Below are 16,443 nucleotides of genomic sequence, written 5' to 3'. Positions count from 1 at the left end.
GCTCCATATCCTGGCAAAACTACTGACGAACTTCCTGATTCTGTGATTTCAAGCTCTATAGGCGCCATATAGCAGTAAATCGTTGCAGTTATCTGCGCCACCTTTTGAACAGGCATCAATTTGTTCGTATCAGTCGTGGTTTGCCTATGAGGTTTATTGCTCAAATAGTAAGTATAATAAGTTGCATCAAAAGTCAAGGCATTTGATATTTTACGCACTCGGGCGCCGCTTAAATAGTTAGGCGCACCCAGCACTGTTGCACATTGCGAAGTGTTCAAATTCCAACCTACAAACATATATCCGTTCTGCGGTGTGTATGTGTACGTTGCAGAAGGGGTATCTAGTAATCCGCTAGTAATTGTGCTCGATGAGAATGCCGTGCTTGTTGAAATATTATAGTATGAAACTGTCACAGCTTCTTGATAAATATTCGCTATATTCCGCACATAACCGGTAACGGATGAAACTGGAGATGCTGTTATAGAAGCGGTATGGTCAATATTGTATGCACCACTGTTATAGCTCTTATATGCGTAAAGTGTTGACATAAAGGCACTATTTTGTCCAGATGTGTCTGTGGCAATATTTCCTGAAGCATCATATGCCGCAAAGAAGAAAGTGTTGTTTTCTGTGCAGTTGCGTACATAACGGACACGCACCGCCGCCACATCGTTTACTGTGCTGTGTGAAACTTCTTCTCTTACTTCATTTACGAAATATTTCGTCAACAAATATATTTCATTCAAGTACAACTGAGTTGCAATTTCTGTTGATGTCAGTTCAGTACGAATTCCACCGTAATCATAATAATCAATATTGTATGCAGTCGGATCTGTTGCATCCAATAAACTACTATTCGGCGTAGAATCCAAACTATTATTTGTGTACCAGTATGATGCGTAAGTGCCTGTCATACTTCCTATGCTCAACCATTGCCCAGCTGTTGAGTTGTACCACTGCCACGAACCGTTAAATGCATGCGATTCGTCGACATCAAGTTCCCATTCATAATTTTGCGTGGCACTATCACCTGTCATCACCATACGCATAGGCATCATGAGTCCTAATCCTGACGATATGCTTCCATCCTCGCCGTCAGTGATTCCGATATCGGTGAATTCTGCTATGAGTGTATTCTTTCCAGGTACAAACCATGATGATTTGTAGACATTCGCAGAAATTGATGCGTTGTAGACATCAACAGCGCTTGATAAAAACACATTGTTCAAATTCAAGCTGTCGACGCCCTCATCATAAACACCATTAGCGTTGAGGTCATAATAACTGGTTTCATCCGAAGTTGCTCTTGTAACAGTCTTCACTTGCATTGTCGGAGCTGTACCATCATAACGACTCGTTGACAAACTAATCGGGTTTGCAGAAGTCATACCCATACTGTTGAAGCCTAAAATCCTTATTGGTTCAAGTGCATCTGAAACTAAAGTCAAAGACATACTTGCATACATTGCGGTGTAATCGCCCTCATATTGAGCTTCGTTTTCGTTCCACTTGGCATCAACAATAAGCGAGTTCCCATTGAAGTTTTCGCGTAGAGCTTCATAACTTGCAGAATACACACTATTTGATAAAGTAGCCCATTGATTCCCTATTTCTGAATCATCTTGATCTGACCAGTCAGTAAGACAATCACTTATTGAAGTATTCAAGCGATAAGTTGGCACATACATACCGTCTTTATCGTACACATATGCTGAGCCACTCCATTTGAATCGCGCTCCTGTGTAATTCAAAAGTTCTGTGGTGGTTTTCAGTGTAAAGTAATCACCGAGCCAAACTTCAAAGCCCCACATTGTTGATTCGATATCTTTAAATTCTATTGTATATTCCGTATAGGCGCCAACTGATGTTCTTCCTAATGAATAGTAGAACATATTGTTGTAGTAATAATTTGTTTTTCCACTTCCAATACCTGTGCCATAGTCGTTGTTGTTGTAACTTGTTCCATCAACATCGTAATCGGCGATTTCAAGTGAGTTTGCAATTTGTCCGTCCAAAACGTATGGCAAAACACCGACAGGACTATCTGGCGCATAACTATCATCAGTAATTTGTGTTAAAGCAGAAGTTGTATCAACTGTGTTTCCCATTAGAGGAATGAGCTCTACAGACACATCCCAAACATACATAGAGTTTTGCGAATTGTATGCCAACGAACTAAAGTAAATACTAAATGCGTGAGAAGATGATGCATACTGTATCAAATTTTCTATAGAAATTGTAAAGCTAACATCTGTAGTATTAATATAGTTGGTGCCTGTTGTGACGCCGTAAGTTTGAACAATTCTTTCATTTGTCTCTGTCACAGCGCCAGTGCCATTCACAACCATATTTTCTGTAACCAAAGTCAATGGACGCGTGTTGCTGTATGGAGTGTTGGTGACTGCACTCAACTCTGCCGTAGCAGTTCTATCTGCATAGCATGCTAAATTTGCAGAAGTGAACAATTTATCACTCCAGCCTGCATAGAAAGTGTTCAAGCCAGTCTTGATATATGTGCCTGTAGTATCTGCTTTATCATTGTAGTTTGGCATACCTGACCAGCTGAACGTCACCTGTACACCGCTAGTTTTTCCGTCTTCAAGCAATCGCCACATTCTGTCTGTCAAGTCTACATTCATTCCAATTGTAGCGTTTTGACTTGGCGCAGTATAAATACTGCCAATACTTCCTGCTATAGTATCAGTGACAACATCTCCTAGAGCAGATTCATATCCATATCCAATTTTTGTATCGCCGCCTGTCGCTAATGAATTGGTGTATTCAGTCCCATAGTTGCTATAAGTCAAAACATTATGCGTTAGTTCCGCATTTTGAGCGGCAGATGCAATCCACCAGTTTTGATCTTCTAAATTGTAGAAGCCCCATGCCTTTGTGTATGAACGGGAATATGCACTTGAGGTACTTCCATCTGCTAGCGCCGTTGCTGAATTTGAGCTATAGTAAGCTGCTCTTGTGTCAAACACATATGTGGAACAGCTAGCTTGCGCAGTGTTTTGAATTGTTGTGTCAAGATAATCGTCTAGATATGAAATGCTGTCATATTCAAAATCTTTCATTACTTCAATTTTGATATTAAGATATTTCACTCTCATTTCTAAAGCATTCGTTGTCAAGTCCTGGAAAAATACAGAGAATCCCCAGTAATTTGAATAAATACCCGTACCTTGTGTTAAGGTATTTTGTGAAGATGTAATCGGCAATCCTGATGAGTTGTATGCTACGTAAGGATAGTAATAATAGCTATAGTAATTCAGTGATGTTCCTATAGTGTTGGTTGACATCGATAAGTTATCCGGGATTAATGAAGTATTCAGCATCGGAGAAAATTGCGAGCTTAATTGCATTCCCCGCTTATAAATACCCGCAGTTATAGTGTCTGCCGTTCCTGTGGAATATAGAATTGCCTCAAAGCTTATTCGCAATCGCCCTTCGTTGGCATAATCAATCAGAGATTTCCCATCATTATCAGTTGATTGCGTATCGATATAAACACTTGTCCCCATTTGAGCATAGCCGGAATTTTCCAGTTCAGTATCTCCACCTGTGTAAGCATAACCAATACCGTTTGTGGCGTTGTATGTCATTGCGCTCATGCCTGAGCCCCATAGATAACTTCTCTTGTCGCCAGTCTTGCCATATGTTGTGTATTGATTGATGACTGAAATTGCATTGTAGCCAAGCGGAGTGTAATTGCTTCCGTCTGTTGTATAGCCGGTAGAAATTGAACCTGTTTCTGTGTCGCTTGCTTTTGCGACCAATGCTTGGGTTGGCTTTTGGACACCGCCTTCTTCAAGGTTGAATTCCAAATTGTAAATATACCAATCCAATCCTGATGAACCCGGATCAAAGAAGACAAACAGAGTAAACAGATTGCTGTATTCAGCAACAACCGCAAGAGAAATAGTAAAGCTGTGACCTTCTCTGTCATTTGCTGATTCATAACCTAAACGAGATACTGAGGTTTCATCAACACCGAAATTATTAGCCTCAATCAAGCTGGAATTTGCTCCATATTGTAATCCCGGGTATGCTATAACTCTTGTTGAGTCAGCTGTACTATTGACCGCTTTATCTTCGCCGTAATAGCTGATTCGCATATTATAATCTGAAAGCGACTTCCCTAGATTTTGTTGAAGTTTTGTGCCGACATTGGTCATATTAAAGCTTAAAGCCATAACTCCATAAGTATATGAAGTGTCAGTTCGGAAGCCGACACCAGGTTTCCTCCAACCTAAGTCGACACCAAGTACGGTATAAATATTATCTTGATTTATCAAGCTATAACCTGTTGTGTGATTGTTGCCCAAATAAAAGATGTTTCCTGTGTTATTCAAGTTCCACAATCCTTCATTATTCGTCGGGTCATCTTGCCAAACATTCCAGTTGTCATCCGGAGGCACCGCTCCTAATACATTTCCTCCTAAGTTCCATCCTCCTCCATTTGCTAGAGTATTAGAAGATGACACTGTGACTGGAGCCTGCACCGGAAGTATCCATTTCCAAGCTATATTTATAGTCTTTATAGAAAAACCCATACCCCCGTCCGCGGTAGCATCAAATATTACTGTGAATTTATCGGTTGTGGAAGCTAACAATCCACCTGAGAGAAACATCGATTTTGTTAAAATACAGTTCTGGACATAGTTGTTGTCACCCGACGCTGAATTGGTTGCATTACTTCGATAATATCCATTCCAATAAATCGTATTATCCAAACTCATATTTCCGTCAGCAGTGGAAGTGTGTCCTGCTTTCAAGCCTATAGTTATATAATCCGCGCTTCCTGTTGTTCCGATTGTAGCGTAAAGTGTGAGTCGCAAAGCGTAGCCCGCATTCCAGTTGGAGCTATTTGTAATTACTGATGACAATGTAGCGTTTACACCCATAGTCGCACGGTTACCTGATGAGTTATCAAATTCAAGTCCATTACCTGAAAGATAGTATTTAACTGCTGAAGGCGCAGAATAATTCCATTGTTGATATCCAATGCTTGTACCTGAACCGTTTGCACTGCTTGTTGTTGTAAAGGTCTGTGAACTATTTGAAGTTGTATTTCCGAAAGTAATTCCGGTATTATAGTTTGCTTGTGTAAATTGTGTCTTGAAAGTCAGATACAATTCATGGAAAATAGCTGCCATATCGCCATCTGCAACAATTCTCATAATAAGGCGTACGCCCTTTGCTCCGGCAGGAATAAAGGTCGAGCAGGCATATGCGGAAGTGTAATCCAAATCACCGTTTGATTCACGATATGAATCCATTCCGTTCAATGGATTATCCTCAGATGTACAATTCTGAATGATTAGATTTCCGCTTGCATCATACGTCATTGTCGGATATGTGCTGTAGCCTATGACACCGATTCCAATGTATGTCATATCATTTGAATAACCTGAATAAGTCTGAACGTTGACAGCCGCAGTCAAAGTACCCTTCAATGCTTGTGTGAGAAGATCTCCACTGAAATATACGTCAAGCCAAAATGTTACAGTGTCGGTTGTGCAGTTCCAACCATAGCCACTGTCACTAGCTCCCCACATGCCATAAGTCATATCAGAGTAGTAATTCAGTAGATTTCCACTCTCCATATTATAATCAAAGCTATAACCTCGACCATAGCCGTAGTTTTCAGGAGTTTCATCGCCACCAACCGCAGCAAGTGTAGTTATCTTATCGGAATGGTATGCATTTTCAACAGTATCATTATTTACGATTAGGTTTCCAGTTTTTGAACCGTTTAGGATATTCGCCGTTGTTGCTGTTGCAAAAACTGCACGTTTCGTGCTTCCATAATTTGCGGTTGTTGTTCCGTTAATATAGCTTGAAGAATAATCTGAGCTTTGCCAACCCGAAATTTCAAAATATGGTGTGGCTGTAGTGCCGTCCCAAAGACCTGTTGTTGAGCTATATGTGCCCGATGCGCTTCCAACTGTCCATTTGCCAGTGTCTTCATCATAACCGTTGTTGAAAATTACATTGTAATTTGTGGCATTTGCTGTTGCAAAATTGTTTATTGAATAACAATATTTGCCGGGAATATAAATTTCTTTTTTATCGCTATGCTGACCCTCAACTACACTTCCGGTTGAAGAAAGATAGGAATAATAGTCTGCAACTGTTGCGGTACCTGCTTCAACCAATGCTTCCAAGTCTGTCCTCGTGCTACCGCTTGCTATCACTATGCTTTCAATATCCATTTCTGTAATAGTAAAAGTACCTTTCAATGTGCTTGAGATGCTCGAAATCAATAAATTTGTATCTGAATTTTGATATGTTATTCCGCCGCCTGTTGTGCCATCGAATCTTGCGTAACGCGGATAAGAAACAACATATTGCAAGTTGCTTGTTGACGCTTTGTAATATGCGGCGCTGTTTCCATCATAAGAGTCGCCAATTTTTGTGCTTCCGTAAGTTCCGCTTGAGTAGGTTTCCGTATAGCCCAAGCCATCATAAGTTTTTGTTTCTATGATTGGTGTGACAACAATAGGACGCTGCAAAATTGAAGCGACAGCAGTCGGGGTGCAGACCCAAATATACGTCTGGTCGCCAGAAGTGCATGTGACTCCACTCGTTGTAGCATTAGGATTTGCAAACGTAATATTCTCATATTCAGACAACTGTGTCGATGTGATACTAATACAGAACCACACATATAAGTTGTCGCCAACATATTTTGTCGCGCCATATATACTGTCATTGTGATTTGAAGTGGCAAAGTAGGATGACGTAACCCATGAGTTTGAACTCTTTGCATAATGTGGATAATACGAACCCACCTGCTGGACGGTAATAGTCAAGGTGTCAAAATATGCTTTTACTTCAGTTGTCAAAACACCATATGGATATCTGTCATCATCGCCTTGAGAAGGTTGTGAAATTACACCATAAAAACCGTTGTAGTTGTCGTAATATTTGCTGAAACCATCGCCACCTATATCAACATTCGTACCGTCTTCGGCAACAATATTAAAGTTTGTATAACTGAACTCAACAATAAGGTTTTGAATTTCAAGCGTGAATGATGCTTGCCCGACCCAAATACCTTCTTGCATTCCAATATCTTCGACAAATATATATTCGCCGCTTGCACTTGGTTCATATTCACCGGTTGTTCTATTGTAAATATGTGTTCCGTTTTGAAGATCTCTTACCCAACCATCATAATATGTGGTGGTTGCGGCTACTTGCTGGAAGTAATAATAAATATAAACGGTAAAGCTAACGGTGTCGCCTTTATCCCATGAAGTTGTATTTCCATCTTCTCCATCTATTTGTGCGATATTGGTAATGTATGTTCTTCTGACACCATCACTCATATTGAAATATGCGCTGCTTTCACTAAACGCTGGTGCAGTTAGCAACTGTAGCATATCATTTTCTGTATAGTATGTTTCACCTATAAACATTGGGTCTTTAGCCGCAACACTACCAAAACCAACAATAAGGTTTGCAGCTGATGCCTTTGATTGAATATACATACAAACAAGTGAATTGCTATTGCCTGTCCAATAGGTCTCATCATCACCTGTAGTGTTCGGGTCACCTTTTGTGACGTCAAGCATAAAGACAGCCGAGTTTGCGAAGTTTGAACCACCATAAACTGATACTCTGACGTATGTTCCAGTTGCTGCAGAAAGTTTGAAGTAAATATTACCTAGACCAACAGCGCCCGAGCCCCAAGCATACTGATCCGTTGCGCTTCTGTCTCCATTGTCATTGATATTTGTTTTTATATTCCCAACAACACGAATCCATTCTTCATAGCTCATTCCGTAAACATAAGAATTCACATTGTCGCCTTGCGACATAAGAATGAATTTGCCGTATACATATCCGCCGTCGTCATAATTTCCGGTGTTGTGACCAAGTGCTGTCATTTGAGCCTGAGTGCAGTTGTAAACATTCCAACTGTTAAATATCTGAGGCGAGCCATCTCCTGAAGCTCTTGAACCGACAAGTCCACCGATAGTGATTGGGGTCGTTGCAAATCCAGTACTCGAGATAAGTCCGTGAACACTAGGAATATATTCGTTGTAACAATACGTTATAGATGAAGATTCACCTGTCGAACTAATGCTACTGTTGTTATAACCAACAATTCCGCCAATTCCAACAGTTGTCGAAGATGAATAGGTGAGCAACAAATCGCCTTGATTATAACAATACGACAATTTCCATCTGCCGCCAAGATAGCCGACGATTCCGCCTGCATACTTAAAGCCGTCAACCTTTCCTATATTGACTGCATTTGTAAGTGTTGAAATGGTTGTACTTGGCGAATTTGTTGTTCCAATAATTCCGCCAACATATCCGCTTGCATTTGTTGCAGTAACATTTCCCTTGTTTGTGATTTCACCGCTTATTGTTGCAATGCCGTAAGCATATCCAATCAAACCGCCGACATAATCATTGCCTGTGACAGCATAGCCTGATATTGTATTTAGATTTTGGCAATCTTTTACAGTTGTGCTCATTGCACCGCCATAAAGATAACCTATCAATCCACCAACATAGCTCCCGCTTGCATTGACTGTTGCTGTTACATTACAATTTTCAAAATCTGAGTAAGCAGAATAGCCCACAATCGAGCCGATGTAGTTTCCGGAAGAAGCTGTAACACTTCCCGCTATACTCAAATTTTTGATTGTGGCGTACATTGTGTATCCAAATAAGCCACTATAGTCAACGTTTCTCGAGTTATTAACAGTCAGGGTGTATCCGTTTCCATCAAATATTCCAGAGAAATAATAGCTACTTGAAACTCCAATTGGATTTTGAGAAGTACCGGCAAAAGTAACTGCTGTCACTGTTCCGATATTATTCTTCATGCGGAAAATAGCACCAGTGTAATCAATTGCAGTTGCAATAGCTCCTTCAGAACGCCAGTTATCATAATTATTTATCTGTTCAACACCAAATTTACTAAACCAGTTTATTCCGTAATAACCAGAATTCACTGCCGTTATAGTTTGAACAGAATTTGCACTTGCTCCATTTACAGTGTCTGCTATAAGTTGCAACTGAGCGGCATTCAAAACCCAATACGGATTGTCCGTTGCGCCCCAACGCATCGATGGTCTATAATCTAAACCTACCGCATCGGCAGCATTGTCAAAATATAATTGCGGAGTTGAATATGTATTGAAACCATAACCTACGTCTTTTATCGTTGAATATAAGTAACGCGGTGTGCAGTTTACTTTTGTTCCGCCGCTTGTGTACCAAAGAGTGACTGTACTATTGTCATATGCAGTATAAACTGGAGCTCCCGTTGAATACCCGCTCATCGCACTTGTTGTGGAGGTTGTCCAATCCAAACCGTCAACTGAATACTCGACAACATGAGTGCCTGAGTGTGCCAATGTCAAACGCATATAATAATAGTCAATATTGCTTGAATTGTATCCAAAGTTGAAATTATCACGAGCTTGCAAACGGAAATCCGAACCTGTGTTGTATTCATAATAAACATTATTTATTGCAACAGTAATTTGTAGCGACATATTGTAAGCATAGTCGTCCCCATTCAAGCCGTCTGAATATGACGAAGGCAAATATGACGACCAAGTCGTGTAAGGTAAAATCTCACTCCATTCGTATGAAATATTGAAAAAACTTAGATAGTTGTCTGTTCCATTGTAAAAATCATCATCGTACATATGAGTATTGTTCATATTGTATACGGCAAGATTGAAGAGTTCAGGGGCAGAAAACAAATGATTGTCATAGTATTTGCCCAAAATCAAATTGCCAATTGTATAATCTATATCATTTGAAACATTGGTAGCGTATAGATGTTGAATGAAATCAGAAAGCGTAATGCTTTTTTTCATCAAAGTAACAGTATACTCATTGGTATTTGTGGAAAGTCCATTGTCTTCGGTGACCTCATAATTGTTAATGCCATTTCCTGCAATTGAGCCTCTCGGAATAATAATGTAAGTTCCAACATCATCGATTTGAACCGGCATTGTCAGCCCATATCCACTTGAGCCCGGCAGTCTATCAGAACGCCAGTCAGCATTTACATCACTTGTGTCTGCAAACATAACTGTCGTATAGTCCACCATATCTGCGCCTGCTTCAACCAAACCTAAATCATATTCTGTATTGAAGGCTGATGTTATTGATGTCTTCAATGCAGTAGGCAATGCGGCATACAATGCGTCTGTGCCATCGATACCAATGATAGCAGCTCCAACAGCTTGCAATCTTCCATTATATGTATAGGCAGCGCGAGCATCAGGATCTTCAATCAAAGCAAGCGGGACTGGATTTACTGTGAATTCGGTATTGGCAAACCCAACATAGGTAGAAGTATTAGGCAAATAGACCCCAACCACAACACCATACGGAATAACCACATTTAGTTCTGAACGGTTGACATTCATCGGAGCTCCGCCCGCAATGCTTGCACCCGCAACTATTGTTTCGGTGAGCATCATGCACGCCGCATCAAGATAATAGTTGTAGTAAGTAAAATCATATATATTTACGCCATCAGTTCCGCAATTAGAAATTAAGCTTGAAGCCGTCTGCTCAAAAACACTTGGCATCGTTTGAACTGCTCTATTGTATATTGTATTGGCAAAAAGTTCTAGCGGTTGATAGGACATCACAATATGATAAATTCCCGTGCTTGTTCCATATGCAACAGGGTTTGATGCGCTAACAGAACCTTCAACCAAGGTTATTTTTTTAGTTTCCGTGTCAAAGCTTGAGGTGAACGCAGAAGTCCCCACAAGAGTTCCGTTATTTGTTACCAGCCTGAAATAGTATCCGTTTTGGCAAGCTTCATCAGGAGTCAAACTGAACAAAATATCTGTAATATTTGTTGGACTTGCCGCATAAGTTGCAGCTTCAAAATTGGTTAAATCCCACACAGATGTTGTGCAGTCAGTGTCAACTTCGCGAACAAAATATCTTCCTGTATCATCTGATGCTGCCGTTGTAACGGTTGGCGTGGCGACTCCCGTCGAACCAACGTATGTTATAAATGCCCAACTTTCCGTAAATATACTATAAGAAGCGGATGCTGTCGATGTTCCAGCGATACCACCTATGGCTGTTGAAGCTTCAATAACACTTGCATTTGAGTAGCACTTATTCACTACTCCACTAGCCGCTGCCGTTGCTGCGTAATTTCCGATGATTCCACCAGCATATCCTGCATATGTAGCTCCGTTTTTGACAATGTTTCCGGTGTTTAAGCATCTTATGATGCTACCCACTGCAGTGGCATCAGAATAACCGACTATACCGCCAAGCGCGCGATTGTTCAATGTGCTGTTGACAACTGATGATAAAGTAATATTCCCCGAATTTTTAGATTGGCTTATTGTAGTACCGCTTAACTGATAACCAACAATTCCTCCAACTTTTTGAGAAGATGCTACAGTCGCTTCGTTTGAACATAATACTACACTAGATGTACCGCTCAAATAACCTACTATTCCGCCTGTTGAATATCCATAAGAGGCGCTTGCGCCCGTGTATGTTACCGCGCCTGTATTTGTGTTTGACGTTATTGAAGAGGAAGACAATGCACCGCCTATAATTCCTCCGATATTGTCGCCTGTTGAATTTACAGCCACACTGTTTGCGCAACCGCTTACAGTTGAAGCTGTCAAATAACCGACTATTCCACCTGCGTACGAATAACCGTTTAGCATTCCGGAATTGGTACAGTTGGAAACTGTACTACTTGCTTCTACATATCCAGCTATTCCCCCGGAATTAGAACTTGAGGCTGTAATTGTTGCATAGTTTTTTGCGCCATTGACTGATGATGCTCCCAATGCATGGCCAACAATGCCTCCAACATATGAAGTTCCGTTGACAGTTCCTCCAGCCAAGTTTTGATTTATTGCTGAGCCCGAGAAAGTGATACCGTTGGTTTCGCCAACAATTCCACCGACATAAGATACGCCGATTACCGCTCCACTATTTATACAGCTTAGTAAGTCTGCACCACCTATCGCGAGAGCGCCCAAAACACCACCAACATAATTTCCTGTTGAAGTGACCGCGCCCGAGTTGTTGACATAAGAAACATTTGAGCCAATAGCTTGACCAATAATACCAGCTGTTCCGTTTGCACCGTAAACATTATTTGTATTTTTGCAATATTTCACTAATGTATTGGAGCTACCATATCCGACAATGCCTCCAACACCAACTGGGCTATATGAAGCTGAACCTATTGCTCCTGAATTATTTATTGTTGATGCGGCAGAGCTACCTTGAACTGTGCAAGTTCCACTCACATAACCAACTATACCACCTACGCCATTACCTATTGCTGACTGATAAACTGACCCAGTATTTGCTGTTGTCCCGCCGACGGTAGCAGTGCCGTTTACATAACCAATTATACCGCCAGTGCCGTTTGATGTATTTGATTTTACTATTGTTCCAGAGTTTGATGTCGCCCGCGAAGCACTGTTTTGTATTGTTGCAGTGTAACCACTTGAAACATAGCCGATAATACCTCCGGTGCCATCTCCTGCTCCCGTTATGGAGCCGTTATTTATGCAGCCGGATATAGTGGCAGTGCCACCCCATACATCACCTACAAAACCTCCTACATAGCTATTTCCCGAAACATTAACGTTATTAGTACAATTTTCGATAGTTGTATTACCTTTTACACATCCAACAAATCCCGCACGACCATTTCCGCTTCCCCCTACAGTACCGGAAATAGTAAGATTGCTTATTGTAGCTCCGCTTGTATAACCAAATAAGGCTTGATATGATGTTGTGTTGCTTATGCTTAGACCAGATAATGTGTAGCTATTCCCATTGTAATTACCTTGGAAATAATATGAACTTGTTCCGATAGAAATTGAATTAAGTGAAGAAATATTTGTTGTTTGTTGAAAATATCTGTTGCTCATTGTCCAACCGCAGGTATTAACTGCCGTTTGCAAATTCTGCAATCTAGATAATGAGGATATTATAAATGGATCACCTGACGAACCAACATCTGAAGTACCAAAAGCAGTTAACGTAAAAGTCATGCTCATATTATAGGTTTCTATCCAACCCCATTCGCCAGTCGCCCAGCCACCATCATCCATACCACTAAGATAAAATCTTATGTAACGACCTGAAGAAAATGATTTTGTAATCGTCGCCGCACTTGTTCCTAAAGTAATACTGTTTGATTGTGATGCAGAATAGGCTGTTGAGTAAGAAGATCCATATTGAGTAAATTGACTTGACGAAGATTGAATGGAAACATAACATCCACCACTTGTATTGCTAGATTTATAACCGACTGCCGAACATGATAATGTTGCAAGTCCATTTGCAAGCAAAGAAGTTGCGGTTGCTCCCAAATCAATATCAACCCACATGGTAGTATAATCTTTTCCGTTGTGCATTCCAGGATCATTTTTCATCTGCCCTGAAGATCCGCTTGGACTTAAGGAATCAGGACCCCACGAGTCGCCATAGCTTGCTCCATTTGGTGTGAAATTATAAACTATCTGTCCAGCTGTTAAATCCATCGAAAAAGTTTGCAATGTTGAAGAACTTCCTCCTGATGCTTCTGCAACATTAGTAGAATTGTAATTTTCATTTTCATCTGTTATTGAAAATCCCCCACCGATCATTCCAACGGTAAAAATAGAAAGCATGAGGATGAACAGCAAAGCAAGTGAACATCTTTTTGTCCACTTTGAAACTTTTGATTCTGTTGTCTCCTGCGAGCGCCCCGGCAAATTCATCCCAAGTTTTTGTTGATGATGGGATACTTTACCGAATCTTTTTTGCTTTTCCATTTTCCACCTCTCGTGCGTGTGTACGCACAATATATACTTACATAATTTATTATACCATCTATAAAATCATATTGCAATGACCATTTTTTTGTTACCGCTCATATTACTTTTGCGTTCATTTGTGGAAATCATTCATCTTTTTTATTTGTTTTGTCTCAATATTTTTCATCTCATATTCAGTTTTTTCTTTTGGAAATTTATTTGTTTTATGTTTCGATTTATTATCATTTCATCCTATCTTTTTTTTGAAATACTGCTTTCTTTTAAGCATAAATTAGTATCGCAAACTTAACACGAGGACTTCTATTTTATTTTGCGAAATATCTGCCTTCGTCAACATTTGTCGGTGTTGTAACTGTAGTTGTACAAGCCTTATCGACATACCATGTGAGTGTTCCGTTGATTGTTGTAAGGTTGACGCCCGCTGTTGTCACATCATAGAAACCAACAGATTTTGCTGCTCCGATTGCAGTTGTATATGATGCTCTGTTTGTTACAAGCATGAACGCTCTGAAAGTTGTTGCCGTACCGAAGAAAGCGTAAGTACCGAAAGTCGGGACTGTTGTTGTGGTTGAGTTAAACCACATTTCTTTCATTGTTGAACAAGCCATAAATGCGTATCTGCCTATGCTGATTGTTGAAGCAACATTCCAATCGCCGTTGAAAGTTACAGTTTCAAGAGCAGAACAACTCAAGAATGCGTTGTTACCTATTGAAAGCGAATAATCCGCGCTGTTTTCACTTTGGAATGTCACGCTTGAAAGCACTGTCATACGCGCGCAGGTGCTTGCTGCAATCGTGTGCACACTTGACGGGAAAACAATAGATTCTACCAAATTCAAACTGGTTGCGAATGCAGTATTTGTGACTTCGCTTACGGTGATTGCGTACTCAACACTAGAAACCGTTATGGTTTTTGTTGACGGAATATATACATTAGCGAGTGCGCCCGTGTAGCCAGAGAATGCCATGCCCGTGACATAAACTGTATTATCGGAAATCAATTCAAGGCGGCCATCAACCTCATCATATTCAAGCAAAGATGTGGTTGATTGTATATCATTCAAACTTCCGTCTGAAAAAACAATTTGGAACAACATATATTTGAGATTTGCATTCCAGCTTGCAGGTATTTCATCTGCCGTGCCACTTGCGCTACCCTCATCAACCCAAATAGCAGCAGTAGGCACTGTCACGGTGTCAAACACCATAACAATTGCCAAAATGCAAATCATTGCTATTAAGATGAAGATGAGTTTTTTGTTCATTTTCTTCCTTACGGGGCTATTATGTTGATTGTAAAATCAATCATTGTGCCATTGAGAGATGTGTCCATTTCATCATCGATTTGTGAGAAATATATTGTTATTGTGAACCAATACCAGTCGGTATCGTATATTGCGGGAGTGACTGTTATCACATGAACTCCATAATATGGAGTTGAACCGGAGGTATAGTTTGTTCTGTCTGAATCATTGCTGACTATGCAAGCTGGCGTTTCATCATCATTGTCGTCATCTGCGACAAAATCAGTTGAAAAATTTGATTTTGCTATTTGTTCGGCTGTCGTATGGTTTTGTGCGACCAGCTCAACAACCAATGTTCTCGTGCCGATATCAAGACCGTTGTCGTCTTTTCCTTCATACTTAAACTGCCCTGAAACTTCAACGATTGTTGCTGCGGTGTCTATCATATTTCCGCCTGCTATCAACAATCCATAAGTTGCGACATAGGTTTCAAAACCTGACGGATCACTAATATATGAAGGCACTCCGTCACTATCAACAAATGGTATTGCAGGTGCAAGTGTCCCTGTTTGCGACACGTTGATGACTTCAACATTTGCAGATGGAGAGTTTGCTTGATGAATGATTGTCGAATTCATTCTTTCTTCCGATGCAAACCAAGCAAAAGACAAACCCGTGGTCATTCCGATCACGGTTATTGCAAGGACTATTACGATTATTAATGATATTTTTTTCATTCTTCCTCTTTATTCCATAACTTCGAGTTTAACGATAAATTCAAACTCGCAGCCCTTGTAAGTATCCGACGAATAATGACAAGGTTCATATTCTGTCAATGTTGGTGTGGTTCGGTAATTTTCTTCCCAGTAATTTTCCTGACCGAAATATACGATATTGAAAGTGCAATTTATTGTTTGCCTGTAGGGAAGTTGCATATAAACTGTCGGGTCTCCACTTTGAATATAAAAATTGTTTGTTGCTTCACCGTACGGACCGAAAACATTATCGTCCCAAACAATCTCCCATGTAAACCTGTCTTCAGGCAACACTGTCGTTTCAGAATTCAAAGTTTCAAAAATAACAAGATTTTCTCCTTGATATTTGCGAACTTTGATGCTGTCAAAGGAAATCTGAAGATTTGCCATTTCGGCTCCAAGATTTGATACGTCCGAGATATGAAAAGAAAGTGGATATGACGCAATATAAACACGGTCATCAACTGCGTCGCTTGAAATCCAAAGGTCTTCACTGTCGACTCCTCTTTGACCATTAAAGCGGAAACATCTTCTCCTTCGAGCGGAGCAGTTTGATTTTCGCCATCAATCGAAAATGCCATTGAAACTGCCGCATTTGACCTGATTTCGATTGTATTCATTTCGGCATTAGCA

At 40.4% G+C, this 16,443-nt stretch carries 4 protein-coding genes and 1 pseudogene; all 5 read right to left on the bottom strand.

The features are described from left to right. Window positions 1–13,808: pseudogene (locus tag PHO71_RS23485) on the bottom strand (hypothetical protein); the annotation flags it as partial. A gap of 308 nt (window positions 13,809–14,116) precedes the next feature. Continuing rightward, window positions 14,117–15,076, bottom strand: a complete 960-nt coding sequence (locus PHO71_RS23480; protein WP_300208279.1) for a leucine-rich repeat protein — start codon at window positions 15,074–15,076, stop codon at window positions 14,117–14,119. An 8-nt stretch (window positions 15,077–15,084) separates the two neighbouring features. Beyond that, on the bottom strand, window positions 15,085–15,738 hold the full coding sequence (locus PHO71_RS23475; RefSeq protein ID WP_300208277.1) for a hypothetical protein: 654 nt from the start codon (window positions 15,736–15,738) through the stop codon (window positions 15,085–15,087). Between the two features lie 63 nt (window positions 15,739–15,801). Beyond that, on the bottom strand, window positions 15,802–16,122 hold the full coding sequence (locus tag PHO71_RS23470) for a hypothetical protein (RefSeq protein WP_300208276.1): 321 nt from the start codon (window positions 16,120–16,122) through the stop codon (window positions 15,802–15,804). After that, window positions 16,119–16,443, bottom strand: a 325-nt coding sequence (locus PHO71_RS23465) for a hypothetical protein (protein ID WP_300208275.1), incomplete at its 5' end; no start/stop codon positions are given. The genes PHO71_RS23470 and PHO71_RS23465, both read right to left, overlap by 4 nt.

This window comes from Bacteroides sp. (genome assembly GCF_028690125.1).
Lineage (GTDB): Bacteria > Bacteroidota > Bacteroidia > Bacteroidales > Bacteroidaceae > Bacteroides.
The sequence above is the reverse complement of the archived record's forward strand: the minus strand, read 5'-3'. Positions and strand labels throughout refer to the sequence as shown.

Coding starts and splice junctions, on each gene's coding strand:
- PHO71_RS23475 (WP_300208277.1), bottom strand. CDS start 15,738: ATGACCACGGGTTTGTCTTTTGCTTGGTTTGCATCGGAAGAAAGAATG.
- PHO71_RS23480 (WP_300208279.1), bottom strand. CDS start 15,076: ATGAACAAAAAACTCATCTTCATCTTAATAGCAATGATTTGCATTTTG.